This window comes from Halomonas sp. HK25, from assembly GCF_047795635.1.
GTDB lineage: Bacteria > Pseudomonadota > Gammaproteobacteria > Pseudomonadales > Halomonadaceae > Halomonas.
Genome location: NZ_CP181044.1, coordinates 1,251,905 through 1,278,041, shown reverse-complemented (window position 1 = coordinate 1,278,041; position 26,137 = coordinate 1,251,905). Strand labels below are relative to the sequence as shown.

At 68.5% G+C, this 26,137-nt stretch carries 22 protein-coding genes, 1 pseudogene and 1 riboswitch; of the genes and pseudogenes, 9 read left to right on the top strand and 14 right to left on the bottom strand.

All coding sequences use genetic code 11. The annotated features are described in order from the left end of the window. Positions 1-43: 43 nt before the first annotated feature. The 5 genes and pseudogenes from ACM26W_RS06220 to ACM26W_RS06200 form a co-directional block, all read right to left on the bottom strand. Positions 44-949, bottom strand: a pseudogene (locus tag ACM26W_RS06220) (lysylphosphatidylglycerol synthase transmembrane domain-containing protein); the annotation flags it as partial. A gap of 2 nt (positions 950-951) precedes the next feature. Further along, complete coding sequence (locus ACM26W_RS06215; protein ID WP_416139969.1) at positions 952-1,875, bottom strand: methyltransferase domain-containing protein; 924 nt, start codon at positions 1,873-1,875, stop codon at positions 952-954. Continuing rightward, entirely contained in the window at positions 1,872-2,948 is a 1,077-nt protein-coding gene (locus ACM26W_RS06210; protein ID WP_416139968.1) for a glycosyltransferase family 4 protein, read from the bottom strand. The genes ACM26W_RS06215 and ACM26W_RS06210 overlap by 4 nt, the downstream gene beginning before the upstream one ends. Next, a complete protein-coding gene (locus ACM26W_RS06205) occupies positions 2,948-3,346 on the bottom strand; it encodes a 6-pyruvoyl trahydropterin synthase family protein (protein WP_416139967.1) in 399 nt (132 codons plus the stop codon). Before ACM26W_RS06205 ends, ACM26W_RS06210 begins: the two co-directional genes overlap by 1 nt. A gap of 44 nt (positions 3,347-3,390) precedes the next feature. Then, the gene (locus tag ACM26W_RS06200) at positions 3,391-4,377 is read right to left on the bottom strand and encodes a zinc-dependent alcohol dehydrogenase (protein ID WP_416139966.1); all 987 of its coding nucleotides are present in this window, start codon (positions 4,375-4,377) and stop codon (positions 3,391-3,393) included. Positions 4,378-4,595: 218 nt separating this feature from the next. Between ACM26W_RS06200 and ACM26W_RS06195 the strand changes: the two genes are divergently transcribed. The 5 genes from ACM26W_RS06195 to ACM26W_RS06175 all read left to right on the top strand — a co-directional run bounded on the left by ACM26W_RS06195 (position 4,596) and on the right by ACM26W_RS06175 (position 10,901). Next, positions 4,596-5,366 (top strand): CDP-alcohol phosphatidyltransferase family protein, encoded by a 771-nt coding sequence (locus ACM26W_RS06195; RefSeq protein ID WP_416139965.1) that lies wholly within the window; start codon positions 4,596-4,598, stop codon positions 5,364-5,366. A gap of 42 nt (positions 5,367-5,408) precedes the next feature. Next, positions 5,409-5,543: riboswitch (TPP riboswitch) on the top strand. A gap of 83 nt (positions 5,544-5,626) precedes the next feature. Then, positions 5,627-6,295, top strand: a complete 669-nt coding sequence (gene tenA, locus ACM26W_RS06190; RefSeq protein ID WP_416139964.1) for a thiaminase II — start codon at positions 5,627-5,629, stop codon at positions 6,293-6,295. A gap of 111 nt (positions 6,296-6,406) precedes the next feature. Then, positions 6,407-8,323, top strand: coding sequence for a phosphomethylpyrimidine synthase ThiC (gene thiC / locus ACM26W_RS06185; RefSeq protein WP_416139963.1), 1,917 nt, complete (start codon positions 6,407-6,409; stop codon positions 8,321-8,323). A 150-nt stretch (positions 8,324-8,473) separates the two neighbouring features. After that, positions 8,474-9,049: a cytochrome b gene (locus tag ACM26W_RS06180; protein ID WP_416139962.1), complete on the top strand. Its 576-nt coding sequence runs from the start codon at positions 8,474-8,476 to the stop codon at positions 9,047-9,049. A 70-nt stretch (positions 9,050-9,119) separates the two neighbouring features. Continuing rightward, the gene (locus ACM26W_RS06175; protein WP_416139961.1) at positions 9,120-10,901 is read left to right on the top strand and encodes a sugar phosphorylase; all 1,782 of its coding nucleotides are present in this window, start codon (positions 9,120-9,122) and stop codon (positions 10,899-10,901) included. A gap of 79 nt (positions 10,902-10,980) precedes the next feature. Here ACM26W_RS06175 and ACM26W_RS06170 read toward each other — a convergent pair whose 3' ends face one another. The 3 genes from ACM26W_RS06170 to ACM26W_RS06160 form a co-directional block, all read right to left on the bottom strand. Continuing rightward, the gene (locus tag ACM26W_RS06170) at positions 10,981-12,213 is read right to left on the bottom strand and encodes a glycosyl transferase (RefSeq protein ID WP_416139960.1); all 1,233 of its coding nucleotides are present in this window, start codon (positions 12,211-12,213) and stop codon (positions 10,981-10,983) included. Next, positions 12,210-13,130, bottom strand: a complete 921-nt coding sequence (locus tag ACM26W_RS06165) for an HAD-IIB family hydrolase (protein WP_416139959.1) — start codon at positions 13,128-13,130, stop codon at positions 12,210-12,212. The genes ACM26W_RS06170 and ACM26W_RS06165 overlap by 4 nt, the downstream gene beginning before the upstream one ends. A 281-nt stretch (positions 13,131-13,411) precedes the next feature. Continuing rightward, positions 13,412-13,912 carry a porin family protein gene (locus tag ACM26W_RS06160; protein ID WP_416139958.1) on the bottom strand — a complete coding sequence of 167 codons (501 nt, stop codon included), beginning with the start codon at positions 13,910-13,912 and terminating at the stop codon, positions 13,412-13,414. 177 nt (positions 13,913-14,089) lie between these two features. Between ACM26W_RS06160 and ACM26W_RS06155 the strand changes: the two genes are divergently transcribed. Then, a complete protein-coding gene (locus ACM26W_RS06155; protein ID WP_416139957.1) occupies positions 14,090-14,959 on the top strand; it encodes a diacylglycerol/lipid kinase family protein in 870 nt (289 codons plus the stop codon). 5 nt (positions 14,960-14,964) lie between these two features. Here ACM26W_RS06155 and ACM26W_RS06150 read toward each other — a convergent pair whose 3' ends face one another. Then, on the bottom strand, positions 14,965-15,897 hold the full coding sequence (locus tag ACM26W_RS06150; RefSeq protein WP_416139956.1) for an EamA family transporter: 933 nt from the start codon (positions 15,895-15,897) through the stop codon (positions 14,965-14,967). A 141-nt stretch (positions 15,898-16,038) separates the two neighbouring features. Between ACM26W_RS06150 and ACM26W_RS06145 the strand changes: the two genes are divergently transcribed. Further along, positions 16,039-17,223 (top strand): acetate/propionate family kinase, encoded by a 1,185-nt coding sequence (locus tag ACM26W_RS06145; RefSeq protein WP_416139955.1) that lies wholly within the window; start codon positions 16,039-16,041, stop codon positions 17,221-17,223. Next, on the top strand, positions 17,220-19,394 hold the full coding sequence (pta, locus tag ACM26W_RS06140) for a phosphate acetyltransferase (RefSeq protein ID WP_416139954.1): 2,175 nt from the start codon (positions 17,220-17,222) through the stop codon (positions 19,392-19,394). The genes ACM26W_RS06145 and pta overlap by 4 nt, the downstream gene beginning before the upstream one ends. A 10-nt stretch (positions 19,395-19,404) precedes the next feature. On the opposite strand, the gene ACM26W_RS06135 is transcribed toward pta, so the two are convergent. The 4 genes from ACM26W_RS06135 to ACM26W_RS06120 all read right to left on the bottom strand — a co-directional run bounded on the left by ACM26W_RS06135 (position 19,405) and on the right by ACM26W_RS06120 (position 23,894). Next, a complete protein-coding gene (locus tag ACM26W_RS06135; RefSeq protein ID WP_416139953.1) occupies positions 19,405-20,235 on the bottom strand; it encodes an ABC transporter permease in 831 nt (276 codons plus the stop codon). Between the two features lie 18 nt (positions 20,236-20,253). Next, on the bottom strand, positions 20,254-21,510 hold the full coding sequence (locus tag ACM26W_RS06130; protein WP_416139952.1) for an ABC transporter permease: 1,257 nt from the start codon (positions 21,508-21,510) through the stop codon (positions 20,254-20,256). Between the two features lie 94 nt (positions 21,511-21,604). Next, positions 21,605-22,666 (bottom strand): ABC transporter substrate-binding protein, encoded by a 1,062-nt coding sequence (locus tag ACM26W_RS06125; protein WP_416139951.1) that lies wholly within the window; start codon positions 22,664-22,666, stop codon positions 21,605-21,607. Positions 22,667-22,751: 85 nt separating this feature from the next. After that, on the bottom strand, positions 22,752-23,894 hold the full coding sequence (locus ACM26W_RS06120) for an ABC transporter ATP-binding protein (protein ID WP_416139950.1): 1,143 nt from the start codon (positions 23,892-23,894) through the stop codon (positions 22,752-22,754). Between the two features lie 233 nt (positions 23,895-24,127). Between ACM26W_RS06120 and ACM26W_RS06115 the strand changes: the two genes are divergently transcribed. Then, positions 24,128-25,282, top strand: a complete 1,155-nt coding sequence (locus tag ACM26W_RS06115; RefSeq protein ID WP_416139949.1) for an aminotransferase class V-fold PLP-dependent enzyme — start codon at positions 24,128-24,130, stop codon at positions 25,280-25,282. A gap of 129 nt (positions 25,283-25,411) precedes the next feature. Here the strand turns inward: ACM26W_RS06115 and ACM26W_RS06110 are convergent, their stop codons facing one another. After that, positions 25,412-26,098, bottom strand: a complete 687-nt coding sequence (locus ACM26W_RS06110) for a CBS domain-containing protein (RefSeq protein ID WP_416139948.1) — start codon at positions 26,096-26,098, stop codon at positions 25,412-25,414. Positions 26,099-26,137: the final 39 nt, after the last annotated feature.

Genomic DNA, 26,137 nt, shown 5'->3' with positions numbered 1-26,137 from the left:
CTCGGGCCACCCGACGCAGCAGCACCAGGCCACCGGGCAGGCTCGCCACCAGCACCACCACCCCATAGGCCATGGAGACCGCCACCCCCTGGGCCGGCGGCAGCCCGGCAAGCCCCCAGACCAGCGCGGCGGCGCCCTCGCGCACGCCCCAGCCGGCCAGGGAGAGGGGGATCAGCATCGCCAGCAGCACCGGAGGCACCAACGCCAGCAGGGTGCCCAGCGGCAGCTCGACGCCGATCGCCCGGGCGGCGCAGACAAACACCAGCGCATAGCTGATCACCACCAGCAGCGAGCCGGCGAGTTGCTTCGGCCACACCGAGGCGGCCAGCAGGCTGCGCCGCAGGTCACTGCCGAGGCCGACCAGGGCCGCCGGCGGGTGCCTGGCCAGTTGCCAGCCCAACGGGACCAGCAGCAGCACGGCCGCGATCCCGGCCGGCAACCAGCCCGACGCGGCCACTGCCTTGACGCCCCGTGCCATCAGCTCATGCCAGAGCGGCGAGGCCGCGAGCACCGCGAGGGTCAGCAGGGCCATGGCCAGCTGGCCGGAGGCACGCTCGATGATTACCGCGCGCCAGGCGCCGCCGCGACGACCGCTGTCACGGGAGTGACGCCAGGCCCGGGCGGCATCGCCGGCCACGCCGCCCGGCAGGACCTGGTTGAGGAACAGTGCCTGGTAGTACTCCCGCAGGGCCCGGCGGAAACCCAGCGACAGCCCCAGCAGGCGCGCGGTCAGCCGCCAACGCCAGGCGCTGAGTGCCAGGGGCGGCAGGGTCAGGGCCAAGGCCAGCAGGGCCCAGCCCGGCGAGAGCCGCTGCACCTGGGCGAGGATCGCCCCCGGCTCCAGCCACCAGACAAGCCCGCCGAGCAGCGAAAGCCCGACCAGCGGGCGCAGCGCTCTTCTGGACACTCGCCGGGGCTCTCGTACGGGCTCTTGCGGAGACAGGGCCATGCTCAGGCGCCTCCGGGTAGCAGCGGCGGCAGGGCCAGCAGGTCGCGATGCCCCACGGTCAGCCCCAGCTCACCCGCGGCGAGGCCGTCCAGCCGGCTTGCGCGCCAGCGCTCGAGGAGTGGCTGCTCTTCCGGGGCCTGGGCCAGTGCGGCGTCGTGCCAGCCCTGCACCAGCGGTTCGGCCAGCGGCAGCAGCTCACTCTCGCCGGCGGCGAGATGCCAGGGCGTGGCCGCACTCTCCACGCGATAGCCGGTGGCGGCCATCGCCGCGACCAGCACGGCGGGCGCCTCGCCGCCCAGCGCCGGGCCGAGCCCCTTGTCGCGGCGCTGGTGAGCCTGGAAGAGCGTACGGACCGCGATATCCTCTTCGTCCTCGATACGCTGCCCCGCGGCGTCGAGGAAGGCCCAGTCACCGTCCACGCTGAGGGTGAACAGCAGCGCCTGGCGGCGCGCCACACAGGCCGTCACCAGCGATTCGACCCAGGAACGCGACACCAGATCGAACAGCGCCGAGGCCACCACCAGGTCGGCGTCCGCCATCAAGGCATCATCCACCGGTGAAAGGTCGCGGCAGCAGGCCTCGATGACCAGCCGCTCGCCGATCGCGTCGCGCAGGGTCGCCCCTTGCCGGCGGGCCAGGGCCAGCAGCGACGGATCATGATCGACCAGCCGCCAGCGCTGGGGCCCGGGCAGCCGCGGCGCCAGGAAGCGCAGGTTGCTACCGCTGCCGCAGCCCAGGTCGACGATGCCATAAGGGCCGCCATGCCCCCCGGGCCGGGCGGCGAGCCAGTCGGCGGCCCGGCCGGTCAGGCGGTGGCTGCGCGAGCGGGCGTCGAGCCACTCGCGGCGGGAGAGCCAGTCGGGGCTGAAGCGCTCCCGGGGGGAAGGTGCACCGGCGGCAAGCCGATCGGATTCGGGCGCATTCATCGCGGCATCTCCTCGGACAGGGCATCCAGCGCGGCCAGGAAGCGGTCGCCGGCCTGCTGCCAGTCGACCAGATCTTCGCGGGCCTCCCGGGCGCCGCGCCGCAGCCGGCGACGCAACTCGGCGTCGTCGAGCCAGTCGGCCAGGACGTCAGTCAGGGCGCCGGTATCGTCGGGGGGCACGGCCAGGCCGGCCGCTGGCGGCAGGGTATCGATCAGTGCGCCGCCGGTGGTGGTGAGCACCGGCAAGCCCCGGGAAAGCGCCTCGGTGACCACCATGCCATAGCCCTCGTAGCGCGAGGGGAGCACGAAGAGCTCGGCCCGGTGGTAGGCGGCGGCCAGGCCGGCGGCGTCTCGCTCCCCGCCCCAGAGGATGCGCTCCGCCAGGCCGTACCGTTGTGCGGTCACTAACAGCCGGGCCGCGTGGTCGGGGTCTCGCTCATGGCTGCCGATGGCCTCGAGGGTCCAGTCACGGTCCTGCAGCCCGGCCAGCGCCTCCAGCAGGACGTCATGGCCCTTGCGCGGGATCAGGGTCGCCACGCAGAGCAGGCGGCGGGGTCCCGGGGATTCGAGGTCCAGGGCGCTGGCGGCAAGCGGTGCCGGCTCGACGCCGGGCTCCACCACGGAGAGCCGGGCGGCCTCCACGCCGAATCGGTCGAGGCCACGGGCCGTAAAGCGGCTGGTGACGATGACACGCCGGGCAAGCGCCAGCGCGCGGGTCTCGCTGTCGATCAGGTGCCGGCGGCTCGCCTCGTCGAGTCCCGTCTCGTCGGCCAGCGGGTGGTGGATCAGGGCGATGATCGCCAGGCGGTCGGCGTGGGGGGCGATCACTTCGGGGAGGCCGCCCATGGCGAGCCCGTCGATCACCACGCGGGCGCCGTCCGGCAGCGTCGCGAGGGACCGGGCCATGCTCTGCCGTGCCAGGTCGTCGGGCTCGGGGAAGCGGCCCTCGAGCCCCACCACCTCGACGGCCCGGCCGCGGGCCCGCATCGCCGCGACGATGCGCGCGTCGTAGACGTAGCCGCCGGTGAGCTGGTCGGGGTCGCCGGCCACAATCAGCGTCAGCGCTTCTGCCATTACAGTGCGCCCTCGAAGCTCGCCGAGGCGATGTGGGACTCGTGGAGGGCCACGGTCATGGCCTCGAGCCCGCTGGCGCCCTCCCCCAGCTTGCCGAGCTGGATCGCCGTGGCCAGGCGCTCGAAGACCACCCGGGCCATGAACTCGGTGGTGGTGTTGCGCCCCTGGAACTCCGGCAGCTCATCGAGGTTCTGGAAGTTGAACTCGCCGAGCACCGCCTTGAGCGCCTCGCCGGCCAGGCCGATATCGACCACCAGGTCGTGGTCGTCGAGCTCGCGGCGCTGAAAGGTGACATCCACCACGTAGGTGGCGCCATGGGTGCGCTGGGCAGGCCCGAAGATCTCGCCGCGAAAGCTGTGGGCGATCATGAAGTGGTCGCGAACGGTGAGTCGGTACATGTCAGGGCTCCAGTCGTCGGGCGTCAAATCAGTCAGGCGTCGAATCAGTAAGGCACGGAGTAGCGCAGACGGTGGCAGAGCACCTCGCCCGCCCCGGCGGCGAGCCGCGGCATCAGGGCGGGGAGTTCATGGAAGTCGCTCTCGCCGCTGATCAGCGCATCGAGGCAAGGGTCGCGCAGCAGGTCCAGCGCCAGCGCCAGGCGGCGGCGATGGTCCCAGCGCGGTGTGCGCTCGGCGGGCAGGCGGCCCACCTGGCTGCCGATCAGGCGCAATCGCCGGGAGTGGAAGGCCTCCCCCAGCGGCAGGCTCGCCTCGCGATCACCGTACCAGCTCATCTCCACCACCCGCGCCTCGTCGCCGGCCAGCGCCAGCGCCTGGCACAGCCCCTCGGGATTGCCGCTGGCGTGGACCACCAGGTCATTGTCGGCCGGCGCCTGGTCGGCCAGGCGGAAGTCGACGCCCAACTCGCGGGCGAGCTCGGCCCGTCCCGGCGAGATGTCCACCAGGCAGACCCGAGTGCCGGGGATGGCCGCACAGAGCCAGGCCACCAGGGCGCCGACCACGCCGGCCCCAATCACCGCGATACGGTCGCCGACCCGGGGCTCGGCGTCCCAGCAGCCGTTGATCGCGGTCTCCATATTGGCGGCGAGCACCGCCCGGGCCGCCGGCAGTCCCGGTGGCAAAGGCGTGACCGCGGCGGCGGGCACCACATAGCGATCCTGGTGGGGGTACAGGCAGAACACCTCCCGGCCCAGTAACTCGACGGAACCGGCCTCGACCACCCCCACGCTGACGTAGCCGTACTTCACCGGCCAGGGGAAGTCCCCGGCCTGGAAGGGCGCGCGCATGCGCTGCCACTCGCTCTCGGGCACTCGCCCCTGGAACACCAGCGCCTCGGTGCCGCGGCTGACGGCGCCGAACAGGGCCCTGACCCGCACCTCCCCTTCGCTGGGGGCGGGTAGCGGCTCCTGGCGCAGTGCGCCGTGACCCGGGGCCAGGGTCCAGAAGGCGGTGGCAGTATTAACGGACATGCAGGCTCCAGCAGCAAGGGGAAACGATAATACTTCTACAATAATGGTACACTTATCCAGATATGAACAACCCTATCGATGCCGGTGGCCCTCCCGGCAGCCGAACGCAGGGCCCGACTGCTAAGGTAATGATCAGAGTCCCTGAGGCTCAGCATAGCGGCAATGCCTCGCCACCATGACGTTCGACAGTGGCTATCGACAACCACCCGGGAGCCCCTATGCCCTCTCCTGTCTCGCAGCACCCTCTCAGCGATGCCCCAGCCGGCGCGGCGCGGCCGTGGCGCCTGGTCATGGAGATGGCCCTCGGGGCCGTCGCCCTGCTGGGGCTGTTGGTGCTAATGGGGCTTTTGACGAGCAGGGCAGGAGCGGGCGTCTCCCCGTGGGTGGCAACGCTGGCCCTGGCCAGCTACCTGGGCATGGCGACCCTGCTGTGGCGCGCCCTCAGGCGCGGGTCCTGGCCCCAGGCGGGGCTCGGCCCGGCCAACCGGATCACCCTGGCGCGGGCCGTACTGGTGGCCCTGCTGGCCGGTGCCCTGGCCGACCCCGAACTGCTGGCCGCCCAAGGGGAGTGGCTCTTCGTCCTGGCACTGGTCGCCCTGACCCTGGACGGCGTGGACGGCTGGGTGGCCCGACGCACCGGCAGTGCGAGCGCCCTGGGCGCGCTCTTCGACATGGAGCTCGACGCCTTCTTCCTCCTGGTGCTCTGCCTGGCCCTGTTGCAGCTGGATCGCGTCGGGCCCTGGGTGCTGGCCATCGGCGCCATGCGCTACGCCTTTGTGGCGGCGAGCTGGGTCTGGCCCTGGCTCGCCGCCGACCTTCCCGAGAGTTTCCGGCGCAAGGCGGTCTGCGTGTGGCAGGTCGCGGCACTGATGCTCGCCCTGCTGCCGGCCACGCCCGATATGCTGGCCGGCTGGCTCGTGGCCACCGCCCTGGCGGGGCTAGCCGGCTCCTTCGCCGTGGACGTGCGCTGGCTCTCCCGTCACCGGTGATACTCGGGGCTGGCAAATGCCCCCGGGGCTGCTAGAGTTAACATTCGCTTGACGGGGTGCCGGTGAATTCCGGCTGAGATAGCGCAGGGGCTCTCCAGAAATGGGCAGTACCCAAGCGCTGGTCCCGTTGAACCTGATCCGGTTAGTACCGGCGTAGGAATCAAGCGGCGGCCCCGGCTACCCTCGCGTAGCGCTCCCCCCAGGCCCCACTCCCTTCCTTGCCCGCTCTCCGGATCGCCTTTCAGCTTCGGAGAGAGACCATGGGCTATCGCTTCAGCGACCTGACCGCCGCCTGCCAGGACGACTGGCGCGCCTATATCGAGCATCCGTTCGTGCTTGGCCTCGGCGATGGCACCCTCGACGAGAGCGCTTTCCGTCACTACCTGAAGCAGGACTACCTGTTCCTGATCCACTTCGCCCGCGCCTATGCGCTGGCCGCCTACAAGAGCCGCACCCTGGCCGACCTGCGCCAGGCCCATGAGGGCCTCAAGGCGATCGTCGATCTCGAACTCGGCCTCCACGTTGGCTTCTGCCGCGAGTGGGGCATCTCCGAGGAGGAGCTTGCCGCCCTGCCCGAGGCCCGCGCCACCATGGCCTACACCCGCTATGTGCTGGACACCGGCAACCGCGGCGACCTGCTCGACCTGCATGTGGCCCTGGCTCCCTGCCTGGTGGGCTATGGCGAGATCGCCGACTGGATCAACGCCCGCGCCGAGACGCTGCGCGGTGACGCCAACCCCTATGACGCCTGGATCGCCATGTACGAGAGCGAGGAATTCCAGGCCGCCCGCCGCGCCGAGGAGGCCTGGCTCGACGCCCGCCTGGCCGACGTCACCCCGGCGCGCTTCGCCGAGCTCACCCAGGTGTTCCGCGACGCCACCCGGCTCGAGATCGACTTCTGGCAGATGGGGCTGGACCGCGCGGACTGACGGCGACTCACTACTCACTACTCACCACTCACGACTCAACACTCACCACTCACGACTCACGACTCACGACTCACGGCCTACCCCCTCCCCAACAACACCGAGGTTCCCCGAATGAGCAAGACCGCCCACTTCCTCGCCGAGACCGCCAAGGTCGACGAAGCCGCCATCCAACCGCTGCCCGGCTCGCGCAAGATCTACATCGAGGGCTCGCGCCCCGATATCCGGGTGCCCTTCCGAGAGATCTCGCTGTCGCCGACGACGACCTCCGGCGCCGATGAGGAGAACCCGCCGCTGCTGGTCTACGACACCTCCGGCCCCTACACCGACCCCGTGGCCGAGATCGACCTGCGCAAAGGGCTGCCCGAGCTGCGCCGCGCCTGGATCGAGGAACGCGGCGACACCGAGTTCCTCGACGGCCCCACCTCCGAGTACGGCCGGCGCCGTGCCAACGACCCGACGCTTGCCCCGCTGCGCTTCGACCTGACCCGCACACCACGGCGTGCACTCCCTAGAAAAGATGGTCGGGCAGGAAACGTCACCCAGCTGCACTATGCCCGCCAGGGGATCATCACCCCGGAGATGGAATTTATCGCCATCCGGGAAAATCAGCGTAGACAAGCCTTGGGGACAGCCGAGGTCGAACGAATTCTGGGCCACCAGCACCCGGGCCAGAACTTCGGTGCCAAGCTGCCGGAGGAGATCACCCCGGAGTTCGTGCGCGCCGAAGTGGCCGCCGGCCGGGCGATCATTCCCTGCAACATCAACCACCCGGAGTCCGAGCCGATGATCATCGGCCGCAACTTCCTGGTGAAGATCAACGGCAACCTGGGCAACTCCGCGGTGACCTCCGCCATCGAGGACGAGGTCGACAAGATGACCTGGGGTATCCGCTGGGGCTCGGACACCATCATGGACCTCTCCACCGGGCAGAACATCCATGAGACCCGCGAGTGGATCATCCGCAACTCGCCGGTGCCCATCGGCACGGTGCCCATCTACCAGGCGCTGGAGAAGGTCAAGGGCGTGGCCGAGGACCTCACCTGGGAGGTGTTCCGCGACACCCTGATCGAGCAGGCCGAGCAGGGCGTGGACTACTTCACCATCCACGCCGGCGTACTCCTGCGCTATGTGCCGCTCACCGCCAAGCGGGTCACCGGCATCGTCTCCCGGGGCGGCTCCATCATGGCCAAGTGGTGCCTGTTCCATCACCGGGAGAGCTTCCTCTACACCCATTTCGAGGAGATCTGCGAGATCTGCAAGCGCTACGATGTCGCCTTCTCCCTCGGTGACGGCCTGCGCCCGGGCTCGGTGGCCGACGCCAACGACGAGGCCCAGTTCGCGGAGCTCGAGACCCTCGGCGAGCTGACCAAGATCGCCTGGAAGCACGACGTCCAGGTGATGATCGAGGGCCCCGGCCACGTGCCCATGCATCTGATCAAGGAGAACATGGACAAGCAGCTCGAGGCGTGCCACGAGGCACCCTTCTATACCCTCGGCCCGCTGACCACCGACATCGCCCCGGGCTACGACCACATCACCTCCGGCATCGGCGCGGCGATGATCGGCTGGTTCGGCTGCGCCATGCTCTGCTACGTCACCCCCAAGGAGCACCTGGGCCTGCCCAACAAGGATGACGTCAAGACCGGCATCATCACCTACAAGATCGCCGCCCACGCGGCGGATCTCGCCAAGGGGCATCCGGCTGCGCAAAGGCGTGACAACGCCCTGTCCAAGGCGCGCTTCGAGTTCCGCTGGGAGGACCAGTTCAACCTCGGCCTCGACCCGGACACCGCCCGGGAGTACCACGACGAGACCCTGCCCAAGGACTCGGCCAAGGTGGCCCACTTCTGCTCCATGTGCGGCCCCAAGTTCTGCTCCATGAAGATCAGCCAGGAGGTGCGTGACACTTACAAGGACCGTGCCAACGAGCACGGCCTGGAAAGCGACGCTGAGGCGGTAAAGCGTGGCATGGAGGAGCAGGCGGAGAAGTTCCGCAAGACCGGCAGCCGGCTCTACCAGGAAGTGTGACACCCGCATCCTCGCAGGAGCCCCTGCAACATGGACGACGCGGCCCTGCTTGTCAGGGCCGCAATCGTTGATGAGCCACGTCAAGGCGCAGGCAACCCCGGCATTGGCTAGGCTGAAGCCATGACCCACCTCGATTCCCAGGAGAGCCCCATGTCATTGATAGAGAGCCACAGGTCGGAGACAGACCGCTACGCCTACCCTCATCGCGTGCTGCACTGGCTGGTGGCCGCCGTTCTGCTGTTTTCACTGGCCAGCGGCCTGACCCTGGGGTACCTCGGTTTCGAGGGGGCCATGGAGCGCCTGGGCCGCGCCGGCACCGACTTCCTCTATACCGCCCACAAGTCCCTCGGCGTGGCGATTCTCGCACTGATGACGCTGCGCCTGATAACGCGGCTGCTCTACGTGGTGCCCGACCATGACCCGCCGCTGCACCCCTTCCAGCGTATTCTGAGCACGGCGGTGCACCATCTGCTCTACCTGGCACTGCTGGCCCAGCCGATGCTGGGCTGGGCCGCCACCGCCAGCGGCGACTTTCCAGTGCAGTTCCTGTACTGGCATCTGCCCGGCGTGGTTCCCGTGAACGAGGCGCTGTCGGAGCGGCTGTTCGAATGGCATGGCTGGCTGGGCTGGGCGATCCTCGGCCTGGTGACCCTGCATATCGCCGGCGCCCTCTTTCACTGGCTGATCCGTCGCGACAAGGTGATGGAGCGAATGAGCCTGTTCTGATCCGGGGCAGGAAAGCTGGCACGCTCCCTGCATCAATCGGGTAACGCCCGAACGACCAGGGAGCCCGCCCATGTCAGACCGCCCGACCTTTACCCCTTCTGTTGCCACGCCGCTGGACGCCGCGGCCTTCCGCCGCCGCGCCCATGAGCACCTCGCGATCATCTACGGCCCCCGCGCCGACGAGGTGCTGCGCCGTCTGCAGACGCTGCTCGACCACCAGGCACCGCCGCCCCCCTCCCGGGATGACGTCGCCGTGCCGCTCTGGAGCGAGCGGGACCAGTGGCTGATCAGCTACGGTGACAGCCTGCTCGACGGCGAGCGCGCGCCCCTCGAGGTGCTGGGCGAGTTCCTCGATGCGCGACTGCCCGACACCTTCAGCGGCGTGCATGTGCTGCCCTTCTTCCCCTGGAGCAGCGACGACGGTTTCTCGGTGATCCACTACCGCGAGGTGGACCCGGCGCTGGGCGACTGGCCCCAGGTGCGAGCCCTGGCCGAGCGTTGCGACCTGGCGGTGGACCTGGTGCTCAACCACGTCTCCCGGGAATCGCTGTGGTTCGTCGACTACCTGACCGGCAGCCAACCGGGGCGGGACTACTTCATCGAGATGGATCCGGAGACCGACCTCACCGCGGTGGTGCGTCCGCGCAGCTCGCCGCTGCTGGTGCCGGTGCCCACCCGCCGTGGCACCCGCTACCTGTGGGCGACCTTCTCCGAGGACCAGATCGACCTGAACTTCGCCAACCCCGACGTGCTGCTGGAGTTCATCGGCATCCTGCTCTTCTACCTCTCCCAGGGCGCCCGCATCATCCGCCTGGACGCCATCGCCTACCTGTGGAAGGAGGTCGGCACCCCATGCATTCACCTGCCCCAGACACACGAGGTGGTACGCCTGCTGCGCGCCGTGGTCGACCATGTGGCGCCGGGCACCCTGCTGCTCACCGAGACCAACGTGCCCCACCACGAGAACCTCAGCTACTTTGGTCTAGAACGTCTTTCAGCCACCAACCCACCCAACGAGGCGCACCTGGTCTACCAGTTCTCGCTGCCACCGCTGGTGCTGCACACCCTGACCGGCGGCGACGCTACCCTGCTGGCCAGCTGGATCAGCAGCCTGCCGAGGCTTCCGCCCGGCTGCAGCTACCTCAACTTCACCGCCAGCCACGACGGCATCGGGGTGCGCCCCCTGGAAGGCTGGCTGCCCGCCCACGAGATCGAGGCGTTGCTGGAACTGATGCACCGCTTCGGCGGCTTCGTCAGCATGCGCCGCCGTCCCGATGGCGAGGACACCCCCTACGAGATCAATATCACCTGGTTCGATGCCATGCAGGGCACCCGGCGTGGCCGGGACCCCTGGCAGATCGAGCGCTTCCTGTGCAGCCAGCACCTGATGCTGGCCCTGCAGGGCATCCCGGCACTCTACCTGCACTGCCTGACCGGGACCCTCAACGACCTGGAAGGGGTGGAGCGCAGCGGTCGGCTGCGCTCCATCAATCGGCGCCGCTGGCGCCTGGATGAGCTCGATGAGTTGCTCGATAGCCGCAACACCCCCACCCGGGAGGTGTTCCTGGCGCTCAAGCGACGCCTGGCCATTCGCCGCGCCGAACCTTGCTTCCACCCCGACGCCCCCCAGCGGGTGCTGCCCTCGACGCCGGCGCTGCTGGTGCTGGAGCGCGGCCCGCTGACCAGCGGCCGGCGCCTGTTGGCGATCCATAACGTCAGCGACGAGCGCCAGCCGCTGGCGGTAGCGGCGCTGGCCGAGGGCGAGTGGTTCGATCTGCTGGAGGGTGCGCCCTGGGCCGGCGAGGAGAGCCTCGCCCCCTACCGCACCCTGTGGCTGGTGCAGAAGCCGTAAGCTGGAAGCTTGTTACCACCCAACCCAGTGTCAAGGTTTTTCTTCCAGCTTCCAGCCGCGAAGCGGCGCTCTTCCAGCTTCAAGCTCCGGGCGTAGCCCGGGGATCGTTGTCTGCCTCCACGGCGTCGTGGAGGCGGCTCAAGAGGTCGGGGATGGCCGAGCGCACCCGGTTCCAGCTGGGGATGAAGGGGCGCTCGCCGGGATTGTCGAGGAAGGCGTTGCCCGCCTCCAGCAGGTTGGCGGCGAACAGCTCCACGGCTCGCTCCTCGGCGTGGCGGTCCAGGGCCAGGCCGTTCATCACCGCGTCATGGTGGTAGGCCTCGATCAGGTCCAGCGCCAGGCGGTAGTAGGTGGCCTTGAGGGTGCGGAACCCCTCGCCGCTGAAGGTCACGCCCTGGGTGGCCAGCTTGCGGTAGAGCGCCTTGGCGATGTCCAGGCTCATGCGGTTGAGCCCGGCCGAGGCGTCCTCCTCCGAGACCGGCTGGTGCTTGTGGTCGTAGCAATCGGCCAGGTCCACCTGGCACAGCCGCTTGGTGGAGTGGTTGCGGTGAACCTCGGAGAGCACGCCGATCTCCAGGCCCCAGTCCGCCGGGATGCGGATACCGTCGAGCACCTCGGCGCGCATGGCGAACTCGCCGGAGAGAGGGTAGCGGTAGCTGTCCAGGTACTGGAGGTAGGGCAGCGGCCCGTGCATCTGCTTGAGCGCCCGCAGCAGTGGAGTGACCATCAGCCGCGACACTCGGCCGTTGAGCTTACCGTCGGCGATGCGCGGGTAGTAGCCCTTGCAGAACTCGTAGTTGAAGTGGGGGTGGGCCACGGGATAGAAGAGCCGCGCCAGCAGGCCCCGATCGTAGGTGAGGATGTCGCAGTCGTGAAGCCCCACCACCGCGCCGCGGGCCGAGGCCTGCACGAAGCCGGCGCAGAACCAGACGTTTCGCCCCTTGCCGGGCTCCTGGGGAGAGAGGCCATGGCCCTCCAGCTCCGCATCCAGCGCCCGCAGCCGCGGGCCGTCGTTCCACAGGATACGATGGCGCTGGGGCAGGCGGGCGAAGAACTGTCGGGCGTGCAGGAACTGCGCGCGGTCGGCCCGGTCGAGTCCGATCACTACCTCGGCGAGATAGGGCACCTCGGCCAGCGCCTCGACAATATGGGCCAGCGCCGGCCCCTCCAGCTCCGAGTAGAGCGAGGGCAGGATCAGGCTCATCGGCCGGCGCCGGCCGAACTCGCAGAGCTCCGCCTCCAGGGCCGCCACCGGCCGGCGGGTGAGGTTGTGAAAATCGGTGATGATACCGTTCTGGTGAAAATCGCTCATGCCACCGCCTCCCCTGCCGCTGCCGGCTCATTCCTGAGCGCCGCCGGAATCACCCGGCGGTCAGCTCGCCCCCACCAGTAGGCCACCCCCTCGGCCCAGCCGGCGGGCCCCGTGGCCTCGCTGCGGTAGAGCGACGGCTGGGCCGGCGACACGTCCAGGCCGTGGCAGCCGCGGATCACCACCGCCTGGTCCACCGCCTCCAGCATGGAGATGTCGTTGGGGCCGTCGCCCAGCGCCAGGGTCAACGGCCGGCGGCCGCGCAGCGCCTCGCAGCGCGAGATCAGCCAGCTCACCGCGCTGCCCTTGTGGGAGGTGCCGGTGGCGTGCCAGAAGCGACCGCCGCGCACCAGCTGCAGGCCGTCGCCGGCGAGCCCCTCGCGGAAGCCCTCGAGCCGCGCCTCGTCGTCCTCCCAGACCAGCGGTTCGCTGCCCTCGCGCATGCGCGCCAGGCGCGCCTCGGGCTCTGACAAGCCGGTGAAGGCAACGAGCTCGTCCAGGGTCATCTCGCTCATGGTGGTGAAGCGCACGCCGAGGCGCTCGCGCCATATCGCGAGGCGCTTGCGCACGAAGCCGATGTCCACGCCCAGGGTGCGGATGCCCAGGCCATCGGGGCCAAGGCGGTCCAGCCGGGCATGGCACCAGGCTGGCGGCAGGCCCACCACGGCGCCGTTCTCGGCGATGAAGGGGGTGTCGGTCAGGCCCAGCTCGCGGCGCAGCGGCACGATCTCGCTGCGGGTCTTGCTGGTCACCGGGATAACCGCCACGCCCAGCTGCCGTAACCGGGCCAGCCAGGGTCTGGCGGGGCTCCAGTCGTAGCTGTGGTGATCGAGCAGCGAGCCGTCGAGGTCGGTGAACAGCAGTCGCGGAGTGAGAGCCGCGTCGAGGCCGGCATCCGGCGTGGTGCGTGAATCGGTCATGGGCAGCTCCCGGGCAGACAGTCAGATCACTCTTCTGCCAAAGCAATGCACAGGGCGTGCCAGGCCGCGAGGATGGCCATAGCCCTGCATGTTCTCATGCGCAAACTGGTAGCCGGTGATCGGTGGCCGGCACCCGGGGATCGGCGCGGGAACTTCACACTCGCACCAGCGCACCAGCATGGTGCAATCTACTGCACCAAGGGAAACAGGTCGCACCAGAACGAACGGCGCCCCGTGGTAACAACCACGGGGCGCAGGTGCTCAGTCATACGGGAGCGAGCTTAGAAGCGGTAGCGCAGGCCCACGCTTGCCGCATCGAAGGTGGTATCCGACTTGTCCAGGTAGCGCATGTAGTCCGCACCCACCGCGAGGTTGGGAGCGACGTCGAACTCGGCACCCGCGCCGTAGGAGAAACCGCTTTCGCGGTCGATATCGAAGTCCACCTCGGTGAAGCCGGCCAGGCCGTAGAGACGGAACTCCGGCGCTACCGGCAGGATGCCCTTGGCATAGGCGCCGATCAGGTAGTCGAGCTCCGCGGGGCCATCTGAGCCACCGCCGCCCAGGTGGCCTTCCACGGCGAAGTAGTCATTGAACTGCATGCCACCGTTGAGGCGCAGGCCGACGCTGTCGCGGCTGGACGCGTTGTCGGGATTGACCTCCCAGAACATGGCGTCACCGCCGATGTAGGGCTGCGGGTAAAAGGCCTGTTGAGCCTGAGCGGTAGTGGCCGCGCCGGCGACAAACAGAGCGGCCGTAGCAGCGACGAGAGTGAGGCGTTTCATGGCGTCCTCCTTATTAACGAACACTGTTTGATAACAATGACAGTGTGGCTCTCTACCCACCAAAGATCAAGGGCAGAATGTGCAATGTTGCGCTACACCCTGTCGCTCGCTGGCGACCTGCCCGATGGACCCAAGGCATGGCTATACTGCCCTTTCACGACGAGAAGGAACCATCGGATGCGCCACTGGCTGATCGCCAACACCCGGGCGGGAAATGGCTCACGGGGGGCCGAGTTCTGGAGTGACAGGCTTGTCCGAGCCGGCATCGAGACGCTGCAGGTGCGCGACCTTGCCGATGCCCTCTGGGAGGATGAGCTAATGGCCGACGATATCGTCCTGGTAGCGGGCGGAGACGGCTCGGTCAACCGGGTCGCCCGAGCCTGTCTCGCACGCGGTGCCATCCTCGGTGTGCTCCCCTCCGGCACGGCCAACGACTTCGCCCGAAACCTGAGCCTGCCGGAGGATCCCGACGTCCTCTGTGCGGTCATCGCCCATGGCTCGACCCGGCGAGTCGATGTCGGCTGGCTCGGAGAGCGGCTGTTTCTCAACGTGGTGCATATCGGCCTGGGCACCTTGCCCACCACCCAGGCCTCGTCACGCCTCAAGCGCTGGCTGGGACGATTCAGCTATGCCGCCATGCTGTTGCAGCTGCGGCGGCTGGGGCTGATGCGTGGATTCCGGGCGGAGATTACCTACGCTGGTGGCCGCCTGGAGGAGCGCTGGCTCTCCATCGCCATCGCCTCTGGCGCCTTCTTCGGTGGCGGCCAGCGCATTCCAGGCGCCGCCGTCGACGATGGCCGCCTGACGCTGATCGCCGTGCGCCCCCGCGCCTGGTGGCAACTGGCTTGGACCTTCGTGGTTACCCGCTTCAATGGAGCGACCTCGGCCGGAGATCACTGCGTTCAGCAGTGCCAACCCGACGCCTGTCGCATCCGCCTGGGCCGCAAGCGCCAGGTCACTGCCGATGGCGAACTACTGGGGCGATTCAGTGAGCTGCAGCTGCGCGTCGACGCTGGCGCGCTGCGGGTGATCACCGGCAGCGACTGAACCCCTCACGCCCGTTTCGACAGCCCCAGCACCAGGATGCCCGCCAGCACGATGCCGCCGCCCACCAGCTGCACCGGCGAGAGCGCCTGGCCGAGCACTACATACCCCAGCACCAGCGCCGCTACCGGCTCCATGTTCATGGCCGGGGCGTTACGCGCCATGTCGAGCCGCGGCACCGTGATGAAGAGCACCGAGAAGGCCACCGCATAGAACAGCGCCAGCAGAGCGAGTCCCGTCCAGCCGGGCAGCGACTGGGGCAGCGCCATGCCGCCCGGCACCAGCCCGAGCGCGCCGGCGGCCACCATCGCCACCAGCACCGTGAGCATGGTCAGCAGGCTGCGCAGGGTGCTGCCCACCGCGGCCAGGCGGTGCTCGGTGATCCACAGCGCACAGGCGAAGGCGCTGGCGGCGGCCAGGCCGAAGCCCACACCGGCGAGCCAGCCCGGCCCCATGGCCGCAGGGTTGTTCAGCCAGGCCGGCACGTCCAGCACCACCACCAGCCCCACCAGAATGACGCCCATGATCAGTGCTGCGCGGGCGGTGGGCCGAGGTCCGCCCAGCGCCCAGGAGAGCAGCGCCAGCTGGAGCGGCAGGGTGTTCATCAGCAACAGGGCCACCACCACCGGGATGCGCGCCACCGCCGAGTAGAGACACAGGCTCTGCACCGCCACCAGCAGACCCACCCCGAGCTGCCAGCGGCCGCTGCCGGCAGGCAACCGCAGTGACTTGCGCTGGAGAACCACCAGCGCCGCCAATGCCAGGGCAGCCACGCCGGAGCGCAGCACGATCGCCAGCAGCAGGCCGGCGCCCGCATCGAAGGCGACGCGGGCGGCCACGTGATTGGCGGCGAACAGGGTCGCCATGCCGCACATCAACGCCAGGGCCAGAGGCCGGGGGAAGGGAGCAGGCGCCGTGGATGCGGCGGAAAGGGTCGACATGTCACGGCTTCCGTGCAGAGTGTATGGGTTAGGTGCAGTGCACCATGATGGGCGTCAAGCCGAGAGGCAACCACCGATGGCGGCCTCATGTTAGACTAAAGTCCAAACTCTATCTCACTCTCTATCCCACAAGGGGCGTCGATGAACGAGCCGGTGCTGGTGATCAACTGCGGTTCCTCTTCCATCAAGTATGCGCTGGTGCCGGCAACGGCCGACCAACCCCGCCTGACGGGCCTGGCCGAGCGGCTGGGCAGCGACGATGCCCGGCTCAAGGGAGTGGACAGCCGCGGTGAGGTCTTCACTCGCTCCCTGGGCAATGCCGGCCACGTCCAGGCCCTGGAGGCGATCCTCGAGGGGCTCGAGGGCCGCCGGCCGGGCGCCGTTGGGCACCGCATCGTCCACGGCGGCGAGCGCTTCACACGGGCCACGCTGATCGACGACGACGTAGTGGCCGCCATCGAGCAGACTGCCGCCCTGGCCCCGCTGCACAACCCGGCCAACCTGCAGGGCGTCGCCGCCACCCGTGCGCTCTTTCCCGAGCTGCCCCAGGTGGCGGTGTTCGATACCGCCTTCCACCAGAGCCTGCCGCCCCGTGCCTACCGCTACGCTCTGCCTGAGGCGCTCTACCGCGATCACGCCATCCGCCGTTACGGCTTCCATGGCACCAGCCACGCCTATGTGAGCGGGCGCGCCAATGCCCTCACCGGCCGCACCGGCGGCTGGTTGACCGCGCACCTCGGCAACGGCTGCTCCACCGCCGCGGTCTGGGAGGGCCAGAGCCTGGATACCAGCATGGGCATCACGCCGCTGGAGGGGCTCGTCATGGGCACCCGCAGCGGCGACGTCGACCCCGGCCTGCACGCCCACCTGTCCCGCCAGTTGGGCTGGTCGATCGAGGAGATCGACCGCGTGCTCAATCACGAGAGCGGACTGCTGGGCCTCTCCGGCCTGACCAACGACATGCGCGAGCTGGAGGCCGCCGCCGACGAGGGCCACGCCGGCGCCATGCTGGCCATCGAGGTGTTCTGCTATCGCATCGCCAAGTCGCTGGCCGCCCTCTCCTGCGCCCTGCCCCGCCTGGACGGCATCGTCTTCACCGGCGGCATCGGCGAGAACTCGCCGCGGGTGCGCGAGCAGGTGGTGGCCCTGCTGCCCCACTTCGGCCTCGCGCTCGACCCCGAGGCCAACCGCGCCTCGCTGCGTGGCCGCGAGGGCCGCATCGACACCCGGACCCCGAACCGGCCCGCCCTGTGGGTGATCCCCACCGACGAGGAAGGCCGCATCGCCGACGAGACCCGCCAGCTGCTGGGAGAGACCCTCCGATGACACCGCGCCCTATCTGCCCCGCCCCCCAGGCCATCCTGCTGGTGCCCACCGGCGAGGGTGCCGGCCTCACCTCGGCCTGCCTCGGCCTGATCCAGGCGCTCGACACCATCGGCCTGAAGGCCGGCTTCCTCAAGCCGCTGAGCCAGGACGAGCTCAACGGCCCGGGGCCGGATCGCTCTTGCGCCCTGGTCGGCAGTACCCTGGGGCTGCGCCCGCCGGCACCGATTGCCCAGGCCGAGATGGAGCGCTTGCTGCGCCAGGATCGCCTCGACGTGCTGATGGAGCAGGTGATGGAGCTCCAGGAGGCCGCCCTCGAGGCCTTCCCCGACGGCGCCCCCGAACTGCTGGTCATGGAGGGCCTGGTACCAACGCGCCACGCCAGCTACGCCGCCCAGGTGAACGCCCAGCTGGCCCACGCGCTCAATGCGCGGATCATCCTGGTGGGCAGCGGCGACCTGGCCGAGCCCCAGGCCCTGGCCGAGCAGCTCGACATGCACGCCCGCGCCTTCGGCGGGGTCGGCTCGGCCCGTACCCTGGGCTGCATCCTGATGCGCATGCACAACATGCCCGGCGGTGAGCACCCCAGCGGCCTGGCCCCCGGCACCGCCGCGCCGGCCCTGGGGGAGGCGCTGCTCGCCGAGCTCCGCCGCCACTCCCCGGCGCTTGCCACCGAGCGCTTCCACCTGATCGGCATGGTGCCCTTCGCACCGGCGCTCTCCGCCCCACGGGTGCTGGACGTGGCCCGCGCCCTCGGCGCCACCTTCCTCAACGAGGGTGAGCCCGAGCGCCGCGTGCTCGCCACCAGCCTGTGCGCGCGCAGCGCCTCCAACGCCCTGCACATCTTCAAGCCCGGCAGCCTGGTGGTGACCTCGGGTGACCGCGACGACGTGGTGCTGGCCTCGGCGCTGGCCACCATGAACGGCGTGCCCCTCGCCGGCATACTGCTCACCAACGGCTTCCTTCCTGGCGACAACATGATCGAGATGTGTCGTCCGGCACTGAAGACCGGCCTGCCGGTGATCAGCGTCGACACCGACAGCTTCACCACCGCCAAGAATCTCGGCCAGATGGGCAACGACATCCCCATCGATGACCTGGAGCGCGCCGAGCGAGTCGCCAACTTCGTGGCCGCCCATATCGACCTGGAGTGGCTCAAGGACCACCTGAGCCGCGGCTATACCCGTCGGCTCTCCCCCTCGGCCTTCCGCCACCAGCTGGTCAAGCTGTCCCAGCAGGCCGACAAGCGCATCATCCTGCCCGAGGGCGCCGAGCCGCGCACCGTGGAGGCCGCCGCCATCTGCCAACGTCGCGGGCTGGCCCGCTGCGTGCTGCTCGGCAAGCGCGAGGAGATCGAGGAGGTGGCCCGCCAACGCGGCATCGAGCTGTCCGAGGGACTCGAGATCATCGACCCGGACAGTATCCGCGAGCGCTATGTGAACGCCATGGTGGAGCGACGCAGCGGCAAGGTGAACGCGCTCACCGCCGAGGCACAGCTCCACGACAACGTGGTGCTCGGCACCATGATGCTGGCGCTCGACGAGGTGGACGGCCTGGTTTCCGGCGCCATTCACACCACCGCCAACACCGTGCGCCCGGCCTTCCAACTGATCAAGACCGCGCCGGGCTACAAGCAGGTGTCGTCGATCTTCTTCATGCTGCTGCCCGAACAAGTGGTGGTCTACGGCGACTGTGCGGTAAACCCCGACCCGGACGCCGAGGCCCTGGCCGAGATCGCTCTGCAGAGCGCCCGCTCCGCCCAGGCCTTCGGCATCGACCCCCGGGTGGCGATGATCAGCTACTCCACCGGCGAATCCGGCTCAGGCGCCGACGTCGAGAAGGTCCGCCAGGCCACCCAACTGGCCCGGGAGCAGGCCCCGGAGCTCTTGATCGACGGCCCGCTGCAGTACGACGCCGCCGCCATCGAGAGCGTCGGCCGCCAGAAGGCGCCGGACTCCCCGGTGGCCGGCCGCGCTACGGTGTTCGTCTTCCCCGACCTCAACACCGGCAACACCACCTACAAGGCGGTGCAGCGCAGCGCCCGGGTGGTCAGTGTCGGCCCCATGCTGCAGGGCCTCAACAAGCCGGTGAACGACCTCTCTCGGGGCGCCCTGGTGGACGACATCGTCTACACCATCGCCCTGACCGCCATCCAGGCCACCCAGCGCGTCTGAAGACGGTGGATTACTCGACGCTGCCCTTGAGCCGCTCGCTGCGTCGGCGCAGCAGCTCCATGGTGATCAGCAGCAGGGTCGAGAGCAGGATCAGGATGGTGGCCATGGCGGCGATGGCCGGGCTGATGTTCTCGCGGATGCCGGAGAACATCTGGATCGGCAGGGTGCGCTCGGTGGGGCTCGCGATAAAGAGTGCCACCACCACCTCGTCGAAGGAGGTGGCGAAGGCGAAGAGCCCCCCGGAGATGACCCCGGGCAGGATCTGCGGCAGCACCACGGTGAAGAAAACGCGCAGCGGGCTCGCGCCGAGGCTGGCCCCGGCGCGCACCTGGTTGAAGTCGAAGCCCTGCAGGGTGGCGTTCACGGTGATCACCACGAAGGGCACGCCGAGCACCGTGTGGGCCAGCACCAGGCCGGTGTAGGAGTTGAGCAGCCCCACCTGGGCGAAGAAGAAGTACATGCCCACCGCAACGATCACCAGGGGCACCACCATGGGCGAGATCAGCAGCGCCAGGATCAACCCCTTGCCCGGGAAGTCGGCGCGGTTGAGGCCCACCGCGGCCAGGGTGCCCAGCGACATCGCCAGCAGTGTTGCCAGGGGTGCGACGATCAGGCTGTTTTGCAGCGCCGCGAGCCAGGGGCCAGAGCTATCGAAGATCGCCTCGTACCAGCGTAGCGAGAACCCCGGCAGAGGGTAGGTCAGGAAGGAGCCGCTGCTGAACGAGAGCGGGATGATCACCAGCACCGGAGTGATCAGGAACAGCAGCACCAGGCCACAGAGCACCCGGAACGTCCAGAACCAGAGCTTTTCCACCGGCGAAGCGTAGGGGGGCAGTGCCATATCATCCTCCTCCCGGGCTCAGCGCCGGATAAGCTGCCTGCGATTCACCAGGCGGTGATAGACCAGGTAGAGCAGCAGGGTGACCACCAGCAGGATGCTGCCCAGGGCAGCCGCCATGCCCCAGTTGTTGGTGGTGTTGGTGTAGTAGGCGACGTAGTAACTGACCATCTGGTCGGCGGGTCCGCCCACCAGCGCCGGGGTGATGTAGTAGCCCAGCGCCATGATGAACACCAGGATGGTGCCCGCTGCCACCCCGGAGACCGTCTGGGGCACATAGACCTGCCAGAAGGCCGCGAAGGGATGCGCACCGAGCGAGACCGCGGCGCGCTGATAGCTGGGGGAGATGCCCTTCATCACGCTGTAGAGCGGCAGCACCATGAAGGGCAGCAGGATATGCACCATGGCGAAGAACACCCCGATGCGGTTGAACACCAGCTGCATGGGGGACTCGATCAGCCCCAGCGCCATCATCGACTGGTTGGCCAGGCCGTTGGACTGCAGCAGGATGATCCAGGCCGCGGTGCGCACCAGCAGCGAGGTCCAGAACGGCAGCAGCACCAGGATCATCAGCAGGTTGCTGGTCTTCGCCGGGAGGGTCGCCAGCAGGTAGGCCAGCGGAAAGCCTAGCGCCAGGCAGATCAAGGTGACGCCACCGGCGATCACCATGGTGCGCTGGAAGACGGCCTGGTAGAGGCGGTCCTGCCGGTCGACGCGTTTAACCTCGCCGTCCGCCCCGCGCTCCAGGTCCAGGGAAGCCAGCACGTAGCGGTCGGTGGCGGGCGGTGCGGCTCGCTGGATGCCGAGCCAGGTGACGGTCTCCCCCCAGGCGGAGTCGATCTCGATCAGGGTGGCGGTCCAGTCATCGACGCTCTCCCCCGCCGCCGGCAGCCCACGCAGGGTACGCATCAGCAGGCCGCGATAGCCGGTGTCCTCATAGTTAAGACGACGCCCGATCCGCCCCAGTCCACCGCCCTGGCGAGAGTCGCGAAGCTCAGCGGCAAGGGCCGCCATGGTGGCCTCGTCGGGCAGGCCAGTGCCGTCCCACTGCTGCAGCGCCGCCGCGGTCTGCGGCATCACCGTGGCCAGCTCGCTGTTGTCGACGCTGCGCCAGAGCATGCTGCCGATGGGCACCACGAAGACGACCACCAGGAACAGTGCCAGGGGCGCGACCAGGGCGACAGCCCTGAGCTTGCGCACCCGCTCGGCGCGCCTCAGCTGGGCCCTGAGGTTGCCGGCGGGGCTGGCCTCAGGCGTCGACGCCGCGGATGTGGTCATGGGCTCCTCCCGCTGAGGTCAGGCGGCTGCCACGGCGAGTCCGCGGCAGCGCAAAAGAAGTCTGGCAGCGGCGCTCGCCGCTGCCAGGGGTGAATCAGCGTGCCGCCCAGGCGTTGAAGCGCTGCTCCAGCTCCTCGCCGAAGTCGACCCAGAAGCCGGTATCGATGGCCAGCGCACCTTCGAGGTTCTCCTCATTAGTGGGCATGCGCTGCGCCTGCTCCTCATCCAGTTGGGCGATGGCATCGGGATGCACCGGGCCGTAGGGAATCTCGCTGGAGTAGACCGCCTGAGTCTCCGGCTGGCTGGCGAAGGCGATGAAGTCGTAGGCCTCCTCGACATGCTCGCTGCCGGCGACGATCGCCCAGTAGTCCAGGTCGTAGATGCTCTCGTTCCAGACGATTTCCAGGTTGTTGCCCTCCTCCTGGGCGGCGGCGATGCGGCCGTTGTAGGAAGATGTCATCACCACGTCGCCGGCCACCAGCCACTGGGGCGGCTGGGCGCCGGCCTCCCACCACTGGATGTGCGGCTTGATCTCGTCGAGCTTGGCGAAGGCGCGGTCGACGCCCTCATCGGTGGCCAGCACCTCGTAGACCTCGTCGGCGGCCACGCCATCGGCCATCAGCGCGAACTCCAGGGTGTACTTGGCGCCACGGCGCAGCCCGCGAGTGCCGGGGAACTGCTCGACGTCCCAGAAATCGCCCCAGGAAGCGGGCTCGCCGTCCACGGCGTCGGCATCATAGGCCAGTACCGTGGACCACACGAAGGTGCCCACGCCACACTCGTCGATGGCCGAGTCGATCAGCACGTCGGCGAGCCCGAGGCGCTCCCAGTCGATGGGCTCGAACAATCCCTCGAAGCAGCCGCGCACCAGTTCCGGCGACTCCATCTCCACCAGGTCCCAGCTGACATTGCCGGTCTCGACCATGGCACGGATCCGCGACAGCTCGCCGTTGTAGTCCCCCGGCGTCAGGTCGACCCCGGTGCTCTCGGCGAAGGGGACATAGTAGGCCTTCTGCATGGCATCCCCCGACGCCCCGCCGAAGGAGATAACGGTAAGCGCCAGGGCGTTGGCGGACAGGGCCAGACCGGCGGCAAGCACGCTGCCGACGGCAATGCCGCGGGCCAGGGGCTTGAGGGGTGAGGGCTGATGGGTCATGGGACTCTCCCGATGGTGGTTGTGATTGTTGTCATGCAGGTCGTGGCGGTGGCTGCCGTCACCGCCTTGGCGCCCCGGAGGGCGGTCATCGTCCGCCGGGCATGTCCAGGGCGCGCACATCCTCGTCACGCCAGCCGACCTCGATGACATCCCCCGGTCGCATGCTGCTCTGGAACTCGGCGACCGGGAGCCGCGCCACGAAATGGTCGTTGCCGGCCACCTCCAGGCGGATGCGCAAGTGGTCGCCCAGGTAGATGAACTCGCGGACTCGGGCCTGCAGGCGGTTGGGCAGGTCGCGGGTTGCCCCGTTCAGCTTGATCCGCTCCGGGCGGATCGACAGCTGGGTGGCATCGCCGCTGGCCAGCCCGGGGCCCACCAGCGCCCCGGTGGCCTGGTCGTCGCCGAAACGCACTCGGCACTGCTCTCCATGCACCGACTCGATGCGCCCCGGCAGGGTGTTGTTCTCCCCGATGAACTGGGCCACGAAGGTATTGGCGGGGTGCTCGTAGAGCGCCTGGGGGGTATCGATCTGCTGGATGACTCCGTCATTGAACACCGCGACCCGATCCGACATGGTCAACGCCTCGCCCTGGTCGTGGGTGACGAAGACCACGGTGAGGCCCAGCTGCTCGTGGAGGTGCTTGATCTCCAGCTGCATCTGCTCGCGCAGCTGCTTGTCCAGGGCGCCGAGGGGTTCGTCCATCAGCACCAGCTGTGGTTCGAAGACCAGCGAGCGAGCCAGCGCCACGCGCTGCTGCTGGCCGCCGGAGAGCTGGGTAGGTCGCCGTTTGGCAAACTCACGCAGCTGGATCATGTCCAGAATCTCCGACACCTTGCGGTCGGCCTCGGCGGCGGGCAGGCGGCGGGTCTTCAGCGGGTAGCGGATGTTCTCTTCGACGGTCATGTGCGGAAAGAGGGCGTAGTTCTGAAAGACCATGCCGAAGTTGCGTTTGTGGGGGGGCACGGTGTTGAGGCGCTGGTCGCCCAGATAGATGTCGCCCGCGGTGGGGTTCTCGAACCCCGCGAGCATCATCAGGCAGGTCGTCTTGCCAGAGCCTGAAGGGCCGAGCAGGGTCACGAACTCACCCTGATGGATGGTCAGGTGGAGGTCCTTTACCACCAGAGTCTCGCCATCATAGGTCTTCTGCACTGCCTCGAAGCGGATCATCGGCGACTGCCCATCCGACACCGGGGTGTCGTTGCCGTCGGATATCTTGTTGTCGGACATCGTGGCTCCCGGCATGAATTCAGACGTTCGCAGAAAATGTCTAAATTCCAAGCTATGACGCCCCTCCTCTCCCGTCAAGGGGGACCGTTGACGAAGCGATAAACGCTGGAGCCCCGACCCGCCTCAAGGCCGTTGCCCGGGCCGCTGGCCCCGGCTGTCGAATGGGCATATCCTCTGGCCATGGACCCGCCTTCGGTTCCCTGAAGGTCACCCGCTTCATCATGGAGACTCACATGCCCGGCTTGCTTCCCGACGTCGATCCCGATGGTCTGCTGGAATACTCGGTGGTCTACACCGACCGTGCCCTGAACCACATGTCCGCTCGCTTTCAGGAGGTGATGCGCGATATCTCCGGCCAGCTCAAGCGGGTCTACCACGCCCACAGCGCGGTGATCGTGCCCGGCAGCGGCACCTTCGGCATGGAGGCGGTGGCTCGCCAGTTCGCCAATGACCGCAACTGCCTGGTGATCCGCAACGGCTGGTTCAGCTATCGCTGGAGCCAGATCCTCGAGATGGGACACATCTCCGCCGACATCAACGTTCTCAAGGCACGCCGCCTCGACGAACACAAGCCGACCTCGCCCTTCGCCCCGGCCCCTGTCGGGGAGGTGGTCGAGGCGATACGCGACCAGCAGCCGGACATCGTCTTCATGCCCCACGTGGAGACCGCCGCCGGGATCATGTTGCCCGATGACTACATCCGCCAGGTGGCTGAGGCCATCCACCAGGAGGGTGGCCTGCTGGTCCTCGACTGCATCGCTTCCGGCACCATCTGGGTCGACATGCAGGATCTTGGCGTCGACGTGCTGGTCAGCGCACCCCAGAAGGGTTGGAGCGCCTCGCCCTGCTGCGCCATGGTGATGCTCTCGCACCAGGCCCGCGAGGCGATCGAGGAGACCACCAGCACGAGCTTCGCCTGCGACCTCAAGAAGTGGCTCTCGATCATGGAGACCTACGAGGGCGGCGGCCACGCCTACCACGCCACCCTGCCCACCGACGGGCTGGTCACGCTGCGCGACGTGATGGTCGAGATCGAGGCCTACGGCCTGGAGAAGGTGCGCGAGGAGCAGCAGGCGCTGGGCAACGGCGTGCGCGAACTGCTGGCCGAGTTCGGGTACAGCAGCGTGGCGGCCCCCGGCTTCGAGGCCCCCGGCGTGGTGGTCAGCTACACCGATGACGCCGGCCTGGCCGGCAAGTTCGCCAAGGCGGGCCTGCAGGTAGCCGGCGGCGTGCCGCTGATGTGCGATGAAGGCGAGGGTTTCCAGACCTTCCGCATCGGCCTGTTCGGCCTGGAGAAGCTCCATGACCGTGAGCGCAGCCTGGCCAACCTGCGCGCGCCCCTGGAGGCGATCGCCCGGGCAGAGCCGGTGCCACCCGGCGAGGCGTAGGCGATCCGGCATCCGCGGGAAGGAGAAGGGGCGGCCATTCGGCCGCCCCTTATTCGGCCGCACCCTACGTGTTAACCCCAAGGGTATTAACCCCTTAAGCTCCTGGGCGAAAGCGCCGATGGCATGGCCTCAGAGGCTGCCGACACCGCGTGGCACGAAGCCCAGGTTATTCTCGACCACCTTGACGCCCGGCGTGTTCTCGGCGGCCACCTGCACGGCCATCTTCTCCTGCTGGTTTTCCACCAGTCCCCAAAGCTGTACCTTGCCCTCCGAGACAATGACGTTGATCCTGTCGACCAGTACGCCGGTATTTTCGTCGACTTCCTGGAGGATGGCCTTGCGGATCTCGCGATCGTCTACTGAGACGCTGGCCTTGGTGGCCGCCACGGAGAAGCCGCGCAGCAGGTTGGAGCGGCTGACGATGCCCACCAGCTGGCCCTCCTTGACCACCGGCACCCGCTTGATGTGATGCTTCTCGAGCACTCGGGAGATCTTGTGCAGCGGCATCTCCGTATCGATGGTGATAGGGTCCTTGGTCATGATCTCACTGGCGCGGCGGCCGTGGGACTTCACATAGTCGGCGGCGTCGTGGCCAGCGAACAACTTCAGCCACCATGATGACTTGCGAGGACTGGTGTCGTTTTCTACGCGCCGCATCAGGTCCCCTTCGCTGACGATGCCGAGTACCTTGCCACCGTCATCCACAACGGGCACCGCGCTGATGCCGTGCTCCAGCAGCAGGCTGGCGATTTCGCTCACCTCGCTGTCCGGCGACACGGTGATGACGCTCTGGGTCATGACATCTGCAGCTTGCATCGGGCGTTCTCCAGGATTGGTCGTAATTACCTTTTGAAG

Coding starts and splice junctions, on each gene's coding strand:
- ACM26W_RS06215 (WP_416139969.1), bottom strand. CDS start 1,875: ATGAATGCGCCCGAATCCGATCGGCTTGCCGCCGGTGCACCTTCCCCC.
- ACM26W_RS06210 (WP_416139968.1), bottom strand. CDS start 2,948: ATGGCAGAAGCGCTGACGCTGATTGTGGCCGGCGACCCCGACCAGCTC.
- ACM26W_RS06205 (WP_416139967.1), bottom strand. CDS start 3,346: ATGTACCGACTCACCGTTCGCGACCACTTCATGATCGCCCACAGCTTT.
- ACM26W_RS06200 (WP_416139966.1), bottom strand. CDS start 4,377: ATGTCCGTTAATACTGCCACCGCCTTCTGGACCCTGGCCCCGGGTCAC.
- ACM26W_RS06195 (WP_416139965.1), top strand. CDS start 4,596: ATGCCCTCTCCTGTCTCGCAGCACCCTCTCAGCGATGCCCCAGCCGGC.
- tenA (WP_416139964.1), top strand. CDS start 5,627: ATGGGCTATCGCTTCAGCGACCTGACCGCCGCCTGCCAGGACGACTGG.
- thiC (WP_416139963.1), top strand. CDS start 6,407: ATGAGCAAGACCGCCCACTTCCTCGCCGAGACCGCCAAGGTCGACGAA.
- ACM26W_RS06180 (WP_416139962.1), top strand. CDS start 8,474: ATGTCATTGATAGAGAGCCACAGGTCGGAGACAGACCGCTACGCCTAC.
- ACM26W_RS06175 (WP_416139961.1), top strand. CDS start 9,120: ATGTCAGACCGCCCGACCTTTACCCCTTCTGTTGCCACGCCGCTGGAC.
- ACM26W_RS06170 (WP_416139960.1), bottom strand. CDS start 12,213: ATGAGCGATTTTCACCAGAACGGTATCATCACCGATTTTCACAACCTC.
- ACM26W_RS06165 (WP_416139959.1), bottom strand. CDS start 13,130: ATGACCGATTCACGCACCACGCCGGATGCCGGCCTCGACGCGGCTCTC.
- ACM26W_RS06160 (WP_416139958.1), bottom strand. CDS start 13,912: ATGAAACGCCTCACTCTCGTCGCTGCTACGGCCGCTCTGTTTGTCGCC.
- ACM26W_RS06155 (WP_416139957.1), top strand. CDS start 14,090: ATGCGCCACTGGCTGATCGCCAACACCCGGGCGGGAAATGGCTCACGG.
- ACM26W_RS06150 (WP_416139956.1), bottom strand. CDS start 15,897: ATGTCGACCCTTTCCGCCGCATCCACGGCGCCTGCTCCCTTCCCCCGG.
- ACM26W_RS06145 (WP_416139955.1), top strand. CDS start 16,039: ATGAACGAGCCGGTGCTGGTGATCAACTGCGGTTCCTCTTCCATCAAG.
- pta (WP_416139954.1), top strand. CDS start 17,220: ATGACACCGCGCCCTATCTGCCCCGCCCCCCAGGCCATCCTGCTGGTG.
- ACM26W_RS06135 (WP_416139953.1), bottom strand. CDS start 20,235: ATGGCACTGCCCCCCTACGCTTCGCCGGTGGAAAAGCTCTGGTTCTGG.
- ACM26W_RS06130 (WP_416139952.1), bottom strand. CDS start 21,510: ATGACCACATCCGCGGCGTCGACGCCTGAGGCCAGCCCCGCCGGCAAC.
- ACM26W_RS06125 (WP_416139951.1), bottom strand. CDS start 22,666: ATGACCCATCAGCCCTCACCCCTCAAGCCCCTGGCCCGCGGCATTGCC.
- ACM26W_RS06120 (WP_416139950.1), bottom strand. CDS start 23,894: ATGTCCGACAACAAGATATCCGACGGCAACGACACCCCGGTGTCGGAT.
- ACM26W_RS06115 (WP_416139949.1), top strand. CDS start 24,128: ATGCCCGGCTTGCTTCCCGACGTCGATCCCGATGGTCTGCTGGAATAC.
- ACM26W_RS06110 (WP_416139948.1), bottom strand. CDS start 26,098: ATGCAAGCTGCAGATGTCATGACCCAGAGCGTCATCACCGTGTCGCCG.